Annotated in this window: 16 protein-coding genes; 3 read left to right on the forward strand and 13 right to left on the reverse strand. The window is 36.7% G+C overall.

Annotated elements, in window-relative coordinates:
• Positions 1 to 19: 19 nt before the first annotated feature.
• The 6 genes from MHB39_RS17170 to pepV all read right to left on the reverse strand — a co-directional run bounded on the left by MHB39_RS17170 (position 20) and on the right by pepV (position 6,091).
• A complete protein-coding gene (locus tag MHB39_RS17170) occupies positions 20 to 883 on the reverse strand; it encodes an MBL fold metallo-hydrolase (RefSeq protein ID WP_016991780.1) in 864 nt (287 codons plus the stop codon).
• Between the two features lie 11 nt (positions 884 to 894).
• Positions 895 to 1,545, reverse strand: a complete 651-nt coding sequence (trmB, locus tag MHB39_RS17175; RefSeq protein ID WP_016991781.1) for a tRNA (guanosine(46)-N7)-methyltransferase TrmB — start codon at positions 1,543 to 1,545, stop codon at positions 895 to 897.
• A gap of 97 nt (positions 1,546 to 1,642) precedes the next feature.
• Positions 1,643 to 2,572, reverse strand: coding sequence for a diacylglycerol kinase family protein (locus MHB39_RS17180; RefSeq protein ID WP_258860321.1), 930 nt, complete (start codon positions 2,570 to 2,572; stop codon positions 1,643 to 1,645).
• Positions 2,573 to 2,574: 2 nt separating this feature from the next.
• Positions 2,575 to 3,579: a nuclease-related domain-containing protein gene (locus MHB39_RS17185; protein ID WP_339280226.1), complete on the reverse strand. Its 1,005-nt coding sequence runs from the start codon at positions 3,577 to 3,579 to the stop codon at positions 2,575 to 2,577.
• 223 nt (positions 3,580 to 3,802) lie between these two features.
• Positions 3,803 to 4,657, reverse strand: a complete 855-nt coding sequence (dat, locus tag MHB39_RS17190; protein WP_103118672.1) for a D-amino-acid transaminase — start codon at positions 4,655 to 4,657, stop codon at positions 3,803 to 3,805.
• Between the two features lie 27 nt (positions 4,658 to 4,684).
• On the reverse strand, positions 4,685 to 6,091 hold the full coding sequence (pepV, locus tag MHB39_RS17195) for a dipeptidase PepV (RefSeq protein ID WP_115674511.1): 1,407 nt from the start codon (positions 6,089 to 6,091) through the stop codon (positions 4,685 to 4,687).
• A 357-nt stretch (positions 6,092 to 6,448) separates the two neighbouring features.
• Here pepV and MHB39_RS17200 point away from each other — a divergent pair, with 357 nt between their 5' ends.
• Positions 6,449 to 6,670, forward strand: a complete 222-nt coding sequence (locus MHB39_RS17200) for a DeoR family transcriptional regulator (RefSeq protein ID WP_004226074.1) — start codon at positions 6,449 to 6,451, stop codon at positions 6,668 to 6,670.
• Positions 6,671 to 7,022: 352 nt separating this feature from the next.
• The gene (locus MHB39_RS17205) at positions 7,023 to 8,192 is read left to right on the forward strand and encodes an MFS transporter (RefSeq protein WP_342544685.1); all 1,170 of its coding nucleotides are present in this window, start codon (positions 7,023 to 7,025) and stop codon (positions 8,190 to 8,192) included.
• A 58-nt stretch (positions 8,193 to 8,250) separates the two neighbouring features.
• On the opposite strand, the gene MHB39_RS17210 is transcribed toward MHB39_RS17205, so the two are convergent.
• The 4 genes from MHB39_RS17210 to asnB form a co-directional block, all read right to left on the reverse strand.
• A complete protein-coding gene (locus MHB39_RS17210) occupies positions 8,251 to 9,768 on the reverse strand; it encodes a diguanylate cyclase (RefSeq protein ID WP_342544688.1) in 1,518 nt (505 codons plus the stop codon).
• A gap of 166 nt (positions 9,769 to 9,934) precedes the next feature.
• The gene (locus MHB39_RS17215; RefSeq protein WP_342544690.1) at positions 9,935 to 10,648 is read right to left on the reverse strand and encodes a pseudouridine synthase; all 714 of its coding nucleotides are present in this window, start codon (positions 10,646 to 10,648) and stop codon (positions 9,935 to 9,937) included.
• A 10-nt stretch (positions 10,649 to 10,658) separates the two neighbouring features.
• Positions 10,659 to 12,272: a polysaccharide biosynthesis protein gene (locus MHB39_RS17220; protein WP_016991790.1), complete on the reverse strand. Its 1,614-nt coding sequence runs from the start codon at positions 12,270 to 12,272 to the stop codon at positions 10,659 to 10,661.
• Between the two features lie 264 nt (positions 12,273 to 12,536).
• The gene (asnB, locus tag MHB39_RS17225; protein ID WP_342544691.1) at positions 12,537 to 14,387 is read right to left on the reverse strand and encodes an asparagine synthase (glutamine-hydrolyzing); all 1,851 of its coding nucleotides are present in this window, start codon (positions 14,385 to 14,387) and stop codon (positions 12,537 to 12,539) included.
• Between the two features lie 287 nt (positions 14,388 to 14,674).
• On the opposite strand from asnB, the gene MHB39_RS17230 reads away from it, so the two are divergent.
• Positions 14,675 to 15,925, forward strand: coding sequence for an NAD(P)/FAD-dependent oxidoreductase (locus tag MHB39_RS17230; protein WP_016991792.1), 1,251 nt, complete (start codon positions 14,675 to 14,677; stop codon positions 15,923 to 15,925).
• Between the two features lie 40 nt (positions 15,926 to 15,965).
• On the opposite strand, the gene MHB39_RS17235 is transcribed toward MHB39_RS17230, so the two are convergent.
• The 3 genes from MHB39_RS17235 to MHB39_RS17245 all read right to left on the reverse strand — a co-directional run bounded on the left by MHB39_RS17235 (position 15,966) and on the right by MHB39_RS17245 (position 19,866).
• The gene (locus tag MHB39_RS17235) at positions 15,966 to 16,658 is read right to left on the reverse strand and encodes an AIM24 family protein (RefSeq protein ID WP_016991793.1); all 693 of its coding nucleotides are present in this window, start codon (positions 16,656 to 16,658) and stop codon (positions 15,966 to 15,968) included.
• Between the two features lie 266 nt (positions 16,659 to 16,924).
• Positions 16,925 to 18,193, reverse strand: a complete 1,269-nt coding sequence (locus MHB39_RS17240) for an OFA family MFS transporter (RefSeq protein WP_004226054.1) — start codon at positions 18,191 to 18,193, stop codon at positions 16,925 to 16,927.
• Between the two features lie 767 nt (positions 18,194 to 18,960).
• Positions 18,961 to 19,866, reverse strand: coding sequence for a DMT family transporter (locus MHB39_RS17245; RefSeq protein WP_342544693.1), 906 nt, complete (start codon positions 19,864 to 19,866; stop codon positions 18,961 to 18,963).
• Between the last annotated feature and the right edge of the window lie 68 nt (positions 19,867 to 19,934).

Genomic DNA, 19,934 nt, shown 5'->3' on the forward strand with positions numbered 1-19,934 from the left:
CTCGCCTTTGCTTACTCTATTAAAATGTAATAACAGCTTGTCTACTACGCTCTAGTTTATCCACAATCTCTTTGCCTGACTCATCCCATCGAATCATACGATAATAAGCATCGTGATAGAAAATAAAGCCATAGTTATTTGCAAGGGCTTCTTTCATCAGTCGCTCTTTTGCAAATACACTTGTCATTGGATAATCGTCATAGGCTAATACCCACAATGGATTTTGATGAGCATGAGTCGGCATAATATCTGCCATATGCAATAACACTTCATCATTTTGCGTTAGCTTGATGACAGCATGTCCCTCACTATGACCACCAGTATGAATCATTTCGATTCCAGGTACTACTTCCAATGACCCTTCGTAGGTTTCAACTAAATGCTGAACTGGTTCCCAATTTTCTTTCCAATAAGTATTTTTAGAACGGATATTAGGGTTACGCATTTCATCCCATTCAATTTGTGTTACAAAAATTTTGGCATTTGGGAAAGTTGGTACAAGTACATCCCCTTCCCACTGCGTTAAACCACCAGCATGATCAAAATGTAAATGCGTCATTAATACTGCATCAATATCTGATGTCGTTAATCCTAACTCTTGTAAGCTATCTGCTAACGAAGATTCTTCTGTTACACCAAAGTTTCGAAGCTGCTTTTCATTTAATTTGTTAAAGCCTACACCCGTATCAATGAGGTAGTTTTTGCCCTCATATTGAATAAGGATAGGTTCTGTTGGTAATTCAATTTGATTTTTTTCATTGACTGGATATTTGCGAGACCAAAGTGGCTTTGGTACAACACCAAACATCGCACCACCATCTAGGCACGTAACACCCCCGTTTAGCCATGATAATGACATATTGTGAAACTGTAACTGATCCATCCATACTCCCCCTACAATTTAGTGATAAATTGCGATTCTAAGCGATAAATCGGCTGCCCTTTTGCAGAAAACTTCTCTTCATATTCTGTCATCACATTATCCTCTGGCATATTTGCATGTAGGTCGAGAGATACATACTTTAATAACATCCCATATTCAGACATACTGATTAAAGAATACTCGAACAGACCTCGGTTATCCGTTTTAAAATGGACTTCCCCATTATCCACTAAAATCGACTCATATAATTTCAAAAAATCCCCGTGCGTTAAACGTCTTTTAGCATGTCGTGTTTTTGGCCAAGGATCTGAGAAATTCAGGTATACACGTGATACATCGTTTTTGTCAAAGAATTTATATAAATCTGCGCCATTTACTTTTAGCAAACGTAAATTCGCTGGAGACTTTGCCTCTAACACTTTTTCTAATGCACAAACAATCACACTATCATAAAGTTCAATGCCGATATAATTGATCGTAGGATTTTGCAAAGCCATACCAGTCACAAATTGTCCTTTTCCAGAGCCTACTTCAATATGGATAGGGTTGTCATTGCCGAAAACAGCCTGCCAATTTCCTTTAAAGTCTTCAGGATTTGGAATAATCACCTCTGGGTGATCTGTAATCATTTCCTCTGCCCAAGGCTTATTTCTTAATCTCAATGTTGTTCCTCATTTCTTTCCTGTGAAATTATTGATTTTTTAATAGTATAACGTATTCCCTTATAATTCGCATGAAATTATTGCACAATGATATTTTTTATGAATCCTTGACAATAACCTGCCAAGCATTTTGTTGTATTGTACAGTGAATATTTGTCCCTTGATTGACAATGCCAATATAATTACCATCCGCATGACAGTCAACCTTATTTGCTACGATAAGATCAAAGTCCTGCCCCTGTAAAAAAGTAACTTCTTTAAATTTTGTATGCTTTTCAAAAAAGACAGTGACAAATACAAGTAATAATTTGATACGTGAAATACCATGTACAATCGTTATATCAACTTTACCATCATCCGCTTTTGCGGCAGGTGATATTTTCATGCCTCCTCCAAAATAAGGTTGATTACTCATCGCCACAAACCATGTCTGCTGAAATTGCCATTCATGTTCCCCTGAACGTATCATTACATCAAAGCGTTCAAAGCGAAATAATCCTCTAATTACAGCGACAGCATACGAAAGTTTCCCTAGCCCAATCTTATTGAGATAAAACTTAAGACGAGAAGTGTTAATTGATTTTGTCACATATGCATCGAAGCCTATGCCAGCATTATTAACAAATATTTCTGTTCGTTGATTACCAATCTGAACGATCCCTGCATCCATTCTCGCATTAGCCAAGGTAGTTTTTACATAATCCTCGATTTGCTGGGCATTGGAAAAGGTGTGAAAATAACGTGCAAAATCATTACCAGAGCCAGCCCGAACGACACCAATTAGGATGTATTCATTATGTACAACACCATTAACCACTTCATGAATGGTGCCATCTCCACCAACAACGACTAGTAACTTTTTATCCTGCTGCTGTTGTGCCCATTGTTGTGCGATTTCCTGTCCATGTCCTGCATATTCAGTAAAAGCCACTTGATAAGGAATCGTGAGTTGCTGTTGAAGTTGCAGCCAAACCTTTTTCCCTTTTCCATTTCCTGCGGCCTCATTGACAATAAATAGAGTGTTCATAATCAGTCCTCTGTTGGCTGTGGAGCTTGCTGCCAAATATCTCGGTTAAAGGAGGTCGTTTGGACTGTATTTAAAATGGTCTGTGCAGCTCGGATTTGCATATGCTTCATAGGGGAGGAAACTTTTCTTAAATGCTCTATCCATTCATGGTAATTTCGACGATCAACAAAGCGAACCCCAAATGGTGAACCAGGATAATCAAAATACCCATTACGAGATAGCACAACCTTACGGATGGGCATATCAATATCCTCCTGTTTAAATAATTGTGACAGTACAGATTCCATCCGCCCTAAGTTAATTGTTGGATTCAAAACTTTAGAATCCTTCGTCCCTACTTTTTTAATCCAGAAGCGATCACTGCCACCTACATATACAGCTTGATTTTCAGCCTCTAAGACCGTAATACAAATACACTCTGTCGGCGACATTAACACTACATCTAGCTCTATAGGGGCTTTTCTAATTTGTAGTATCGGATAATAAAACAATAGATAATTATCTGGCAATGTTTGCAATAACATACGGAGCAATGAGTCACGCATGAAGCGAGGATCTACATATGATTTTTCCCGTAATGTTGAACTGGCCCATTTCATTTGAAAATGAAAGAACTGATCAATAAACATTCGTTTCAACTCATGGATGGATTGTGGTGCATACACAATTTTAGGTTCAAATGTGAGCGTCGTTTCTTCTTCAGGAATTATATCCTCATCGCTGACAAGCTCATTTGATATTTCTACTTCTTCAACATCCTCTGTTGTTTCCTTTTGCCGTCCAGCAAACCATTTTTTTATGAAGGTAAAACGTTCTTTTTCCTCGTAAGCCTCCGCTTCCACCTCATTGTCGACATGTTGCCACTCGCTAATATCTTCTCCCAACTCCCACTGTCGCTTAATGCGCTCCCATTGGTTTTTCTTCAAGCGCACAAATTGTGTTGGGTATCTCGCTAAATCAATTTGATAGCGTGAAATGTAATCTTGTAATTTCACCAATTGTGCCATGTAAAGGTCACTCCATTCTTACTCACCATATCTATAGTTCTCTTTTTATCTAGATTGCTTTGGTAGAAAAGAGGCATTGTATTCAATACATCGACAATTATTCTACAAATTTCAATCTGTAAAATTATTCATTACTATCCTTTTTATTTTACATGACGATACCAAACATTACATCCATAAAAAAGAGAACTACCCTTATCGATAGTTCTCTTAAACGGTTCTTTTATTTTGAATTCAAAGAAAGTGGTAATTTCGCCTCAAAAGCTTGTTGCAATTTACGCGTCCATTCACCTGGCACACCAGTACCGATTTGGTTTCCATCCACATCAATAACAGGAGTAACTTCTGAAGATACAGAAGATACAATAATTTCATCCATTGTTAATAAATCAGCTTTTGTCATTGGTTCTTCAACTACAGGTAAACTAATCTCCTCTGCACATTTTAAAATGACCTGACGAGTAATACCGTTTAAAATGAAGTTATTTGCTGGGTGTGTATAAAGCTTACCGTCTTTAATCCCATAAACATTTGCTGATGAACATTCTGTTACGATATCCCCGCGATGTAAAATTGCTTCGTAGCAGCCCTTTTCAGCTGCCTCTTGTTTTGCTAATACTGCACCAAGTAAGTTTAAAGATTTGATATCACAGCGCAACCAACGAATATCCTCTACAAACGTAGCCTTAACCCCTTTTTCAAAGTTTTCATATGCACGTTCACCAGCTTTCACATTACCCGTTAATACAGCTGGAACACTTGCATCTGGGAAAACGTGATTACGTGAATTGGCACCACGTGTAATTTGGAAATAAACATGCCCTGTATCAAGATTATTTTTTTCAATCAGCTCATGTAATAATTTGTGTAAAACGTCTTTTGTATAAGGAATAACAAGACGAATTTTTTCGGCGCTTGCATAGAAACGATCAATATGCTCTTGTGCTGTAAACATATTTCCGTTATAAACTTTGATTACTTCATAAATACCGTCACCAAATTGATAGCCTCTATCTTCTGGTGATACTGCAATGGATCCTTCTTCAACAATTTGATCATTCCATAATGAATATGCCATGTTTTGTTCATCCTTTTCGTCTTTGAGTTATTTTTTTCCTGCAAGTTCAACAATTGCTTCAGCATAAATTGCCGCTGCTTTTACAAGGTTTTCAACGACAACAAACTCATCCGCTCGATGCGCTACATCTGGCTCCCCTGGGAAGAGCATGCCAAATGCCACGCCTTTTTTCATCACACGTGCATACGTCCCACCACCAGTTGATAATAAAGGTGTTTCTGTATCTCCCGTTTGACGTCTATAGATAGCTGCTAATGTCTGGATGAATGGATCATCTTCGCTGACATAATGTGGCTTGGAGTCGTCTTGTATATCTAGAGAAAACCCTTTTTCTACCGTTAAGCGTTGTGCTGCTGTTATTTTTTCATCGAATGGATAGGAAACTGAATAGCGCATACTAATTACTAAACTGCCGCCTTTATGGACATCATAGCTTACGATCCCTGGATTTAATGTTGTTTGTCCTGACATTGTATCCTCAAACTGCAGATCGAGCTGACTACCATAATGATCCTGATAAAAAACATCTGCAATAAAGTCGACAAATTGTTTACTTGCTTCTGTCGTCAACTCTTGTTGTAAAAATGCTGCAAGATAAACAGCTGCATTGATACCTTTATCTGGTTCCATTGCATGGGCTGCTTTACCTTTGATAGTTATTATATAGCGAGACTCCTCCATTAATAAAGAGCCTTCTAGCTGATTTTTACTTAAAAATGTTTGAAAATTCTGTTCGAATGATGCTGTTACGTGCTGAATTATTGCTTTTGCAAAATCAGGTACCATATTTGGGCGCTTTCCTGCATTAAATAGTAGTAGTTGTTCTTTCGTTGCATCACCCACTTTATTTTGAGAGAACACAAGCTCTGCAATGCCTTTTTCTGCATTGATGAGCGGGAAATCCGCATCTGGTGCAAAACCAATTGTCGGCATTTCCTCCTGTTTAAAATAGTGGTCGACACAGCGGAATCCTGTTTCTTCGTCTGTACCAATAATCATTCGTACTCTTTTTTCTAACGGAATACCTGCATCTTTCACAAGTTTCATGGCCATCCATGCCGCAATCGTAGGCCCTTTATCGTCAATCGCACCACGTGCAAATAATTTACCATCAGCTACTGTGCCGCTGAAAGGAGGGTAAGTCCAATCTGCTTCTTCTCCAATTGGGACAACATCAACATGACATAAAATACCAAGTAAATCTTCACCAGTTCCCATTTCAATATGTCCAGCATAATTATTAACATTTTTCGTGAGCAGGCCTTCACTTTGACCTTTTGCTAGTAACCATTCAAGCGCTTGAAGTGGACCATCCCCAAAAGGTACTTCAGTAGTTATTGTATCCTCATCGAGCACACTATTTATTTGCACAAGCTCCTGTAACTCTTGTATTAATTCGTCTTGCCTTTCTTTTGCAGCTTGTAACCAATCCATACCATGTACCTCCTTCAAAGTATTAGCATTATTCTACACCTTACAACATATATGACAATCAGCTTTCTGACAACTATTTTCAGTAACTTCTACTGTCACTACCATATATAGCACGTTTTTCACGTATTCCCACAAAATACAGTATAAATTTTATATATTAATTGTAAATTTCTCTTGCATTCACTAGAAAATTAAGTAGTTTTTCTATATAATAAAGTTATCAGAATAATTGTTCTGACTATAAAATTAGAAAAGGGGATGTCTAAGGCAGCTACTTATTAGCCTAAGTGCACTCCGCACATATTGTCGTCCGCTAGTCTTTGCCAAGAGAATTAAGATGAAGGAGTGGTTCATTTAATGAAACCAACTACTGATCGAATGCTTAATCGTATTAAAGACGTGTACATGTTTATTTTAGACAAAGGAACCGTGTCTACACAGGATTTAGTCGAAGAGTTTAGTATCACTCCTCGCACCGTTCAAAGAGATTTGAACGTGTTAGCCTTTAACGATTTGGTGACGAGTCCAAGTCGAGGCAGATGGACAACGACGAAGAAAAAAGTAAAATTAACGTCTTAGTTTTACGTTTTGTACGTAAAGCATTGTGTATGGAAAAAGAATGACCTTTCGTCGGGGTCATTCTTTTTTGTCATTAGAAGATTATTAGATTTTTTCCCACTTTACTTACTGACTTCTATAGGGGGAGAGTGAGTTCATCTATCTGATAAAGCGATCATTTACATAATCCTTCCGCTCACCTACCAAAGCATTCACTTTTGCCCTACAATCTGTGCTTCACATTTTAGCAGAGCGACAAAAATATACGCGCCATTATCTGCGTTGTTCTCGTTCAAGATTATTTTGACTATTTACAGTTGCTTAACAATCCGTTAAACTCGAAACATTCTAAATGTTGAGAGGAGGATTTTCTATGACTTTGTCGAAGTTGTTTCATCCATTAGTTTGGATTATTTTAGGTGGAACAATCTTTACGCGTATTGCAAGTTTTATGGCAATGCCTTTTTTAGCTATTTATTTACATAATGAAATTCAAGCCTCTCCATTACAAATTGGATTGACAATTGGTATCGCGCCACTCATCTCCACAGTAGGTGGATTTTTCGGGGGTTATCTAACCGATCGTTTTGGTAGAAAAAGCGTTATTCTATTAACAATTATTGTTTGGAGTCTTGTGTTCTTTGGCTTCGCAACGGTTCATGTTGTTTGGCTATTTATCCTATTCAATGCTTTGAATGGACTTTGTCGTTCATTTTTTGAACCTTCTACACAGGCATTGATGATTGATTTTACACCTGCTGATAAACGAAAAAGACTATTTTCCTTACGTTACACAGCCATCAATATTGCAGCGGTTATTGGTCCAATTATTGGCGTGTATATCTCACAGCTATCCAGTCCAAGTATCCCTTTTATGCTGACAGGGATGATGTATATTATTTACGCAGTCTTTTTATTTTTTGTGTTAAATCGCTATCAAATGCAGCAGCCCAAAGCAGTTACACAAACAAAAATACTCAGTACATTCACGATTCTTTTGACAAATCGTGTGCTGCTTAGCTTCATATTGGGAGCCATTTTAATCAATATTGGTTACTCGCAATTTGACTCAACGCTACCACAAATTATCGAATTAAAAATTGATGAAGGTGCGAAACTTTATTCGTTATTAATCTCTCTCAATGCAGCAGTTGTGTTATTACTACAATTACCTATTAGTATAGTATCAGAGCGCTTTTCATCTACAGCAACATTATTAGTAGGTGTACTGTTCTTTGCTATTGGATTATGTATGTTTGGATTCTCCAATAATTATACGCTCTATATCATTGCCATGATTATTTTTACCATAGGTGAAATCTTTGCCTTCCCTACAATGAATGTCATGATTGATGAAATTGCGCCAGATACTCAAAAGGCAACCTATCTAGGTGCTGCACAATTTAAAAATTTAGGTGGTTTTATTGGTCCAATAATAGGCGGTTGGCTCTTGACTCATTATATGAACGCTATGTTTCCAGTCATCGCTGTTCTTGTTTTATGTAGTTGTATCTTTTATAGAACAAAAATAGCTGCTCATTAATAAACGCCCCATTGCTATCAAAATAGCTAATTATGCTATCGATAGAATGGGGCGTTTTTTAACTAATATAATCCTCGTCAGCAGCGACCTCTGCAAAACTAGAATATTGATCCTTACCAGCATTTTTGGATTGATAAAGCGCTTTATCGGCCCGTTCAAATAAGCTCATTTCTGTATCCTCAGCATGATTATAAATGGCTCCGCCCATGCTCACAGACAACACAGACCATTTCTCGCTAGCTTGGCCATCATATCTAACTGACCTTATTTGAGTCAAAATATCCTCTGCTATGTGCTGCATCTGTTCCTCTGTTGTATCGTATAAAACAATGGCAAATTCATCCCCACCGAAGCGTACAACAAAGCCACTTTGTTTCACAACATGCTTTAAAATTTTCGCTGTTTCAATGAGGATATGATCTCCTTCTACATGACCAAATTGATCGTTTACTTGTTTAAAGTTATCTAAATCAATTAACAATAAACCTGGCACATTCAATTTTCTTTTTCTTAATAAATTATCAATTTTCCTAATATATGTAGCACGGTTAAAGACACCAGTTAACGGATCGAAGGTAGCTAGGTGTATTGTTTTAGATAAAATTTTATTAATAACTAACAGCATAATAAAGGATGTTAGTAGGGCAATAGACAGTAGAATCCAAAATTGTTTCGTATTTTTTTGGAGAGCTTCCATTTTAGTGAAATTGATAAATTTCACATAGACAATTCTTTTGGATGACTCCCCTCTCACTGTCTCTGCTTCATAGGGCAGAAAACGATGTGTTTCTATATAACCATTGTCTAAAGCCTTTTCATACTCAACTGGCTCCATTGTTTTCTTTGCTAGCTCGAAGTATTCTTGAAATTTCTTAGATTGCTCCTGTACAGTGATTCTCTTCGATCTCGAATCATTAAAGAAAACGCCACCTGCATTAATAGCTTGCACATCCACTAAATCAATATACTTACCTATTAAGTACTGTGCAGTTTTCTCAAAATTAAAGGTTTGGAAGACAGGATCATTTAGTAGGTCTATACCTAACTCAAGCAAATATTTCTTATCATGTGTTGCCAGATAGCCAAATTTTCTATATTCTCCTGTTGATGTTGAAATATCAATTCCATCTGTAAAAAATTCGCCACTAGCGCGCCGTTCATCCAATAAAGCAGAAAAACGTTGACAGCAACGCGAGAAATCCAAGCCAATATCTTTGGCAAAAGTCGTGTAAACCACTGTATTAGATTGATCCACTATGTAAATATCCATACCATGTTTCTTTTTCATTTGCTGTAAATCCCAAGTAGCTATATTAGGATTTTCATGGTAATAGTTTTTTAACTGTCTAAGCTCCTGTTCCATTTTATCTGAAATATTATTATCAAAATAAAAATGGGCATTATCGACAGTTTGCATATCTGTCAAAATATGATTTTCAATTAATATTTTATTCATGCTCACTTGCTTTTCTATCTCTGTTACCAATATTTGTCGGTTTACATATGAAATAACAGCAACAAGTATGACTGCAAATGCTATTAAAGATAGTAATAATTTAATACGCAGGTTCTTCATTTAATTGTCCTCTACTTATTTTATACCATCGTCTTTTCGGAAACATTTCAAATATGATACATTCTATGACTATATCACAATAACTCATTTCATATTATACAGTTACAGTTATATTACTGTATATAAAAATCCCCGATGCTATGTGAGGCATCGAGGAATAATATGTTTAATGATTGTTTTGTAAACCGTTTAGCTCTTCAGTAGTAAGCTCACGATATTCACCTAACGCTAGATTTTCATCTAATGTCAGGCTTCCCATAGAAATACGCTTTAAATATGTTACACGCTTTCCTACCGCCTCAAACATTCGCTTTACCTGATGAAACTTGCCTTCTTGAATCGTTAGCTCTATTTCAGATAGCTGTGCAGACTTTAAAATCACAAGCTTTCCAGGCTTTGTAACATAGCCATCATCTAGTTCAACACCATTTGCAAATTTCTCGGCATCTCCTTCTGTCACAACGCCTTCAATCTGTGCGTAATAAACTTTTGGCACATGCTTTTTGGGAGACAATAAATTATGAGCTAATTGACCATCGTTTGTTAATAAGAGCAATCCTTCTGTGTCTTTATCTAATCGACCAACAGGAAACGGTTGAAAATGCTGATGTAATGGCTCTAATAAATCAATAACTGTTTCATCTCTTAAATCTTCAGTGGCAGAAATAACACCAGGCGGTTTATTCATCATAAAATAAACAAACTCTGTATAAACAACGCGCTCTCCAAACACTGATACAATTTGCTGTTCTGGGTCTACGTGTAAAGCTGCATCCTTGACGTAAGCACCGTCTACTGAGACAGCTTTTTGTTTTAATAGCTGCTTCACTTCCTTGCGAGAGCCATACCCCATATTTGCTAGTAATTTATCTAAACGCATCGTTCCACTCCTATTTCAATCCCAGTTTACTCATAATACGGGTTAATCGTTCACCTAATAGCTTTTGGGCTAAGCCTAGGCGTAATGATAAAAAGCCATAGACAGCCGCACCCACACCCGCACAAATAATTGAGAATAGTAATGCTGAGAATTTACTATCAACTGGACCCATTAGTAATTCTAATAATTTATGCACAATCAGCACGCTTATGGCCATCGCCATTGTCAATAAAGCAATTAGCATGACACGACGCACAACCATTTCTGATCGATAATTTAACGTTTTTCGTAACACAAGCATATTAATGATAATTGAAACACTATAGCCAATAGCTGTAGCAACTATAGCACCATCTGCCTCTAACCAGCGAATTAAAGGAATATTTAATGCTAGCTTCACGAAAATCCCAGATAATAAACTGAAGACAATCCACTTTTGAAAATCAATTCCTTGAAGTAAGGCTGCTGTCACTTGGAATAACGCAAATAAAATCGCAACAGGTGCATAATGCGCTAAAATGGTTGCTCCCATTTCACTTTCCGAATAAAGCATAAAATAAATTTCATTGGCTAACAGAGAAATACCAACAACAGCTGGCAATGTAATAAAGATTAAAATTTGATAGGTCTTATCCATTGCATGGCGGAGCGCTAAATACTCTCCCTGTGTAAAATACTTTGTAATCGTTGGTACAAGCGCCATCGAAAATCCAGTCGCTAGCATAACAGGGATGATAACCACTTTATGTGTCATAAAGTTAATCATCGATAAATAAGTATCTGTTACTTCTGCTAAACCAATAGACGTCATTGCTCCATTAAACGTAAGCATGTCGACTAATTGGAATAACGGATTTGCCACCCCTACAAACACCATTGGAATGGAATAGGTAATCACTTCTTTATAAATATTGGACATTGGTAGCTGTGTGGAAGTCACACTTTGACTACGTAATAAGTTAAATTCAGACTGATATTTTTTCCAGTAATAATAAAGAACACCTAATCCACCGATTGCCCCGATAAATGCAGCAAACACAGCAAAGGAGATGGCTGTCTCTGGTTTCCCTTTAAACACAATAACCACTAAGAACGATCCGCCAAGTAACACAACAATTCGCACAATTTGTTCCACCAATTGTGAAACGGCGGTAGGTTCCATTTTGTCGTAGCCTTGGAAGAAGCCACGCCATAGACTCATAAATGGTACTACGATTAGTGCAAAACTAACCCATCGTATTACGGAAGCAATCTGTTCAACAGTAAAGACCTGTTCCTCACTCTTAATAACAAGCCCTGCTATTGGCGTTGCAAGTAGAAAGAGGGCAATAAATGCTGCGAAACCTGTCACCATCATAATTAGAATGCCGGATTTCATCAGCTTGCGACCTGATTGATAATCCCCCATGGCATTATATTTGGAAACAAATTTAGAGACGGCTATTGGCGCACCTGAAATGGCAATTGCCAACATAATTGAATAGGGAATATATGCATATTGGTAAAGCGCAATGTTTTTCTCGCCAACAATTGCATAAAACGGAAAAATATAAATTAATCCGAGTACCTTCGATAAAAACATCCCCATTGTTAATATCGCAGTACCTTTCATTAAATTGGACATCATACCCATCCATTCATTGTAAAATCAATATTATTATCGTAACACTTCAAAGAATACTTATAAAACTTTTTCTTTTGAAACAACACCTATGCAAGCGCTGTCACTCTAAGAGCAATAAAAGTAAACCAACTGTAATCTTAACATATTTATAGGAAATGAGACGCATAAATACATCAAAAAGTTCATTCCAAAGAAAATCTGATGAAAAAAGGCCTTAAAATAATCGGTGAGGAATTGAACATCCCCACCGATTAAGGTATTTCTTTATACCATGTCCACAAAGAACTTTTTATACCATACTAGGAATACATAAGCCGTCCAAATATAGCGACCACGATTTGCTTTCCCTTCGTAATGCTCATCTAGATAGCCAACTAATTGTTTGGTATCAAAAAATTCATTTGCAAAGTCAGTTGTAAACATTTCTTTTACCATGTTGTAATACTTTTCTTCACGTAACCAGTGACGGATTGGCACTGGGAATCCAAGTTTTGGACGCTTTGCCCATTCTTCTGGCAATTCCTGATGTGCGGCTTGACGTAGAACATACTTTGTATCGATATCATTCACACGGTATCTTGATGGAATATTTTTAGCTAACTCCATTACTTCTTTATCTAAAAATGGTACACGTAATTCAATTGAGTGCGCCATACTCATTTTATCTGCCTTTAATAAAATATCACCAGGCATCCAAAGATTTAGATCTAGATACTGCATTTTTGTCACATCATCATCGCCAGGTACTTCATCATAAATACGTTTTGTAATCGATTTTACAGATGGGGCATTTTTATAAGCTGGCTTTAAAACATTAATAGCATCCACTTCATCCCAAACTACCGCTTCCCCAATAAACCGTTCTTCTACTGTTTGAGCACCTTTAATAAGGAAATTCGTGTATTGATTTTTCGGTAGGGCTTCTGCCATTCCACGTAATGTTTTTCGAAGACCTAATGGTAATTTTTCGTATTTTTGCATTCTTCCTGAGTTTTGATACCAAGCATACCCACCAAAAATTTCATCGGCACCTTCACCTGATAGGACAACCGTTACATCTTTTGAAGCAAGCTCTGATAGGAAGTAAAGTGGCACTGAAGATGGATTGGATTGCGGCTCATCCATATGCCATTGAATTTTAGGTAGCGCTTCGAAACACTCATCTGCGGTAATGTATCTACGTTCATTTTGAATATTCAACGTATCTGATAAATCTTTTGCAAGATTTGTCTCATTGAACATATCTTCATAGTCCGCAAACCCGACTGAGAAGGATTTATCTGGGCGTAATAAAGACGTAATATAACTAGAGTCAATACCACCCGATAAGAATGAACCAACCTTTACATCACTAATTTTATGAGCCTCTACAGACTCTTTCACAGTGGAACGAATATCTTCAATATATTTTTCGATCGGTGCTTCTTTTGCATGGAATTTTTTATCCCAATATTGCACGATTTGCTTTTGTCCATTTTGAATCAGCATATAGTGTGCTGGTGGTAATTTAAAGACACCTTTAAAGAATGTTTCATCCATAGATGAATACTGGAATGTTAAATAGGGGCGAAGTGCCTGTTTATTTAACTCTTTAATAAATGATGGGTGTGGTAAAAACGATTTAATCTCAGAGCCAAAAATAAACGTACCGTCTGTTGTATGCTCAGAGTAATACAACGGCTTGATTCCAAAGCCATCGCGCGCAATGAATTGTAAATCATTCTTTTTATCCCAAATACAGAAGGCAAACATCCCACGCAGTTTCTTCACAAATTCTACGCCATATTCTACATAGCCATAAATAATGACTTCACTATCTGACTGCGTTTTAAACGTATGACCTTTTTCAATAAGATCTGCACGTAGCTCTTGGAAGTTAAAAATTTCTCCATTAAATACAAGCACAATATTTCCATCTGCACTATATAATGGTTGATTTGCTACGTCTGATAAGTCAATAATACTTAATCGACGGAAACCTAACGTCACTTTATCGTCACTATGAATACCACCGCTATCTGGTCCACGGTGAATAATTGTATTCATCATATTTTCTATCGTCTGATGATGATCAATCACATTTGTTCCATTAATATAACCTATAAATCCGCACATTCTATTTTTCACCTCATAATTTAGTGCATAACCTTTACCATAATAGCACGAAAAGACATACATTTCATGCTGACAATGCTAATAAAGGAAAACTTTCATTCATCCATTTGTATAACAAAGAATATTGTGTTTCATTCTACTGTATAAGCTCTTCATCTCAAAAGATGAGATAAAGAATTATAAAACACTTTTCTATTATTTTCAATGTCAAAGAAAGTCCCTCTCTATATAGACTTCATGTATAATAGGAAGGATTCCTAATTTGAACAGAAAGTGAGTTTCTAACTATGTATGATGTAATCGTGATCGGTGGTGGCCCATCTGGTTTAATGGCGGCGATTGCTGCTGGAGAGCGTAAAAAGAAAGTGTTATTGTTAGAAAAAGGCACAAAACTAGGCAAGAAATTGGCCATTTCTGGCGGAGGACGCTGTAATGTTACAAATCGTTTGCCTGTTGAAGAAATCGTGAAGCATATACCTGGTAATGGTCGTTTTCTCTATAGTCCTTTTACCGTTTATAATAATGAAGATATAATTGCATTTTTTGAAGGGCTTGGTGTCGCCCTAAAGGAAGAGGACCATGGTAGAATGTTCCCTGTATCCAATCGCGCCCAAGACGTTGTGGATGCGCTGATTAGACAGCTACAACGTCTTCATATTGAAGTTCGTTTACACACAGCTGTCAGTAAGCTTCTAATGGATGAAGATAAAATTTTGGGTGTACGTCTTGCTGATGGCACCGAAGTCCGTAGTCAAGCAGTCGTTGTAGCGGTTGGTGGCAAGGCGGTTCCACAAACAGGCTCAACAGGTGATGGCTATCCTTGGGCTGAACGTGCGGGTCATACAATCACAACCTTATTCCCAACAGAAGTCCCTGTTATTTCAAAAGAAGATTTTATTCAAGCGCGTGAGCTACAAGGACTAGCACTTCGTGATGTTGCTGTCTCTGTGCTAAATAAAAAAGGCAAGACACTCGTCACCCATCAAATGGACATGCTCTTTACCCATTTTGGTTTAAGTGGTCCTGCTATTTTGCGTTGTAGTCAATTCGTTGTGAAAGAATTAATGAAAACAGGCTATGAACCCGTGACAATGCGTATTCAAACACTGGTACATGATAATGAAGAAACATGTCTACAATATTTAAATAAATTAATAAAAGAAGATCCGAAAAAAGCTGTGAAAAATGTTTGGAAAGGCATAGCACCTGAACGATGGCTCTTGTTCTTATGTGAACGAGCACATATTGATGTTCAATTGACGGGCGCTGAATTATCCCAAGAGAAAATTCGGCAGCTAGCACGTTTACTAGTAAACTTCACGTTAACAGTGAGTGGCACACAGTCACTTGATAAGGCATTTGTAACAGGTGGCGGTGTCTCTGTAAAAGAAATCGAGCCAAAAACAATGGCCTCAAAGAAAAAAGAGGGACTGTTCTTTTGTGGAGAAATTCTTGATATTCATGGCTATACAGGCGGCTATAACATCACTTCAGCCCTCGTAACAGGACGTATTGCAGGAATGCATGCGGCATTATAATAGAAGAAAAAGCGTGTCCGTGGAAAACGGACGCGCTTTTTTAGCTTTCACTAGCCATATACACTTCTTCAAATGGTTGAATAATAACAAAGCCCTCACCAGAAAACGCCATCTGGATGGATTCTCCACTGCCTCGGCCGATAAATGTACGGAAGCTAATATCTGTTTTAAATTCAGGTGATAGGTTGCCTGACCATGCGACAGTAGCATGTGGATCAGTATATACGGTTTCACCTGGTTTCACTAATAATGTCAGTGGTTCAAAATGGGTTGTAATCGCAACCTTCCCTGTTCCTTGAAGTGTGACATTAAATAAACCACCTGACATGATGCCAGCCATTTTACGCATCAAACGTATATCCCATTCGATGCTAGGCTCAAAGGCAAGTAAATCATTGCCATTGACACAAATACTGTCGTTTTTCAAATCAAAAACAGTTACTTTCTTTCCTTGGTCTGCTAAATAGAGTCTGCCCTTTCCGCTAGCTTTCATCAATTGCGTACCTTCACCCGTTAAAGCCTTTTTAAACATTTTGCCAAGACCATGCTCCAAGACGCGCTCACGTTCAAATTTAATATCACCTGTATAGGAAATCATAGCGCCCATTTTTGACCACACTTCACCGTTGAGATTAACCTCTAATACACGTTCAGTTTCCAATTCAAAATAATCATTGTCATTATCGTCCTGCTGTGTTTTATGAACAAATTCATCTAAAGAAAATTTCCCCATGATTGATCCCTCCCTAATTACTTTATATACGTTGATCTTTGAGAAAAGATTCAATTTTTAACGGATTGTCCCTCATTGTGCATTTCGTTACAAAATTTCTCTTTTAATAACGAAATCACTTTATTTCCAGTAATGTTATTGACATCAGACATGTGCTGTTATACATTAAACAAAGAAATAACGATTGTTATATAACAATCACTTCAAAAAAATAACTATATAAGTGCCATTTACGAAATGACACCTATATAGTAAGAAAGTTCATATTATTGTGTAGCAGAAACATCTCCAACATTTTGCGCTGCTTTTAAAGCTGTTTGCTTACGTACATCTGCACGTAACGTTAAGGAAATAATCAACGAAGCTGCGATTAAACCTGCGAATACATAGAATACAGGAATATAGCTTCCATACGCATTTTTGATTGCACTTACTAACAATGGTCCAAAAACTCCACCCAATGACCACGTTGTTAATAAATAACCATGTATCACACCAAGTTGCTTTGTGCCAAATAAATCACTTGCAAATGCAGGTAGATTTGAGAACCCACCACCATAGCAACTAACAACTAAGAAGATAAGTGCTTGGAAAATAATTACGTTAGTTGTATGTGGTAAAACGATAAATGTGATTAGCTGTGCAGTAAAGAAAATAACGAAAACGTTAGAACGACCGATATAATCAGACACAGCGGCCCAGATTAAACGACCACCACCATTAAATAACCCCATAATTCCTACCATTGCGGCAGCACCTGCTACTGATAGACCGACAATTTCCTGGGCCATTGGTGAAGCAACAGAAATCATCATAATCCCTGCTGTTACATTAACTAAATGCATGGACCAAAGCATCCAGAAGTGCTTTGTTTTAACAGCTTCTCGTGCTGACATAACAGCTAAATCTTTCTTAACTACGTCCTTACCATTATTGGCAGCTGCTTTCATATTAGCAGGCATATAACCTGGCTTAGGTGGTGCTATATATGAAGCCCCTAAAATCATTAACGTGAAGTAACTTGCCCCTAGAATAAAGTATGTTGTAGAAATGCCAACTGCCTCCATTAAGTTGGCTGCGACTGGTGCTGTAATAAGTGCACCCGATCCAAAACCAAGTACGGCCATACCTGTTGCTAGACCACGACGGTCTGGGAACCATTTTACAAGTGTTGATACCGGTGCAATATAGCCAATCCCCATTCCTAATCCACTAAGAACACCATACGTTAACCAATACATAACAACAGAATCCATCGAAATGGCTACACCTGCCCCAGCTTGTCCTGCTCCAAATAAGACAGCTGCTACCATCGCCGATTTACGTGGTCCCATTTTTTCTACTAAACTACCAAATAATGCAGCTGAGAAACCAGCTAATCCCATCATAATGGTAAAGGCAATCGTTACCTTTGTTTCACTCCATCCCATTTCTGTGACAATCGGTAGCTTGTATACACTGTATGCATAGGCTCCACCGATCGAAAGGTGAATAGCGATTGCAGATAATGCAATTAACCATCTATTTTTATTCATAAATTCTCATTTCTCCCCTCTTTTGCTACCTGTGAAAATTCTATGAACGTCCATGTAAAACAATTTACCACTTAGAATTATTCAAATGCAAGATGTTTTTCTAAAAAATATTATTTCTCCAAAAAGTTTTTCTCCTTTTTATTAATATGTTATATCCCACAAACCTTACAGTCTCTAAGTATAACTACGTTTATTTTACAAAAAACATAACACCATTTAGCTAATATTACTTTTCTGATCTATTCCTCAAACAATATTTAATTATATTAAAATAATAAAATTTGTGCATATTTTCACATTCAATAAATGTATACGTCTTATTTTACCAGGAGTATTATTATGTGTATCTCTCATAAAAAGAAGCACAGTAAATATGTAGTATATAGAAATTTATAGAACAAAAGAGCATTTTATAAATGTAATAGACAAAATTTTTATATTTAGTAATGGTCAGAATTTTTTATAAAAAAATTTAATTTTACTTAAATTGATAAAATAATAAATTATTTACAATACACCGGATGAATATTTTATAAAATGCTTTCAATACAACAAGATTTTTATTATCCAAATATATATTTTTTATACAAAGAATAAGAGATAAAATTCTGTTAACTCAGTATCAATTGCTTCTACATGATGGAAATATTCTAAAAGAGGATTTTTTTGAAGTAATATTATTTTTGCACAAAAACAATACATACAATCTACAGAAAAACAGCATGCTAGAAATCATTTCTAACATGCTGTACAGAAAAGTGCATTTTTTAATTTGCTTTTCTTTTCAGCAAAAGCAAAATTTTAATTTCTTTATAATATATACATAGCAAAATTCCTACTAAAATTAATAAAGAACCATATATTTGAACACTTGTAGGGAATTGTTTTAAAAATAATGCACTTAATAGCATAGCTATAGCTGGCTCAAAGTTTAACAACAGTGACGCATTCGTTGAGCCAATCTCCTTCATTTGTTGATTCCACATTAAATTACTCACCCCGTGAATAATAATTGCTGATAAAATGAGCAATAACCAGTAGGGCATTGCAACTTGCCAATTCGTCTGCGGCAAAATAGTAAATGAAAATGGCACAAGCACCAGTAAACCTATTAAATTTGTATAGAACGTTATCGACTGGGCAGACATTTTCAGACTAAGATGATTGACAATAATGAGGAACAAAGCAAAGCTTAGCATTGTAATTAAGCTCAGCACCTCACCCTTACCGATTGAAATGGTGATAAGTGCCCCCTTTGTAATGATGAGGCCAACACCAACAAATGAAAGTATCGCACCTAGCCAAAATATGCCGTTACGTGATTCATGATAAATCATTTTATTCAGTAGAGATGTGACAATCGGTGCACAGGCTAAGATTAAGGCAGCAGTGATAGGAGAAGTATGCTGGAGACTAGCATAAAAGCTATAGTGATTAATAGAAACGCCCAATATTCCTGCAAGGATCAATAACAATAGATCATTTCTCGTAAATGTTGTTTGGCAAATTGCTTTCCAACTAATCCACCCTAAAAATAGAACTATGACAATTAATCTAAAAACGGCGACCGTTAAAGGATCCCAATGTTCAATTAAAATAGAGCCAATAATGAAATTACTGGCCCAAAAAAATACACAGCTAAATAAAATCATATAGATTGTTAATTGCTTCATATTTTATCGCACCTGCATATAAAGAGATTTCTACATAAGTAATGACAAATCTACTTTCCTTTCCTTTA

Origin of the sequence: Lysinibacillus sp. FSL K6-4013 (assembly GCF_038630435.1) — a bacterium.
Classification (GTDB): Bacteria; Bacillota; Bacilli; order Bacillales_A; family Planococcaceae; genus Lysinibacillus; species Lysinibacillus boronitolerans.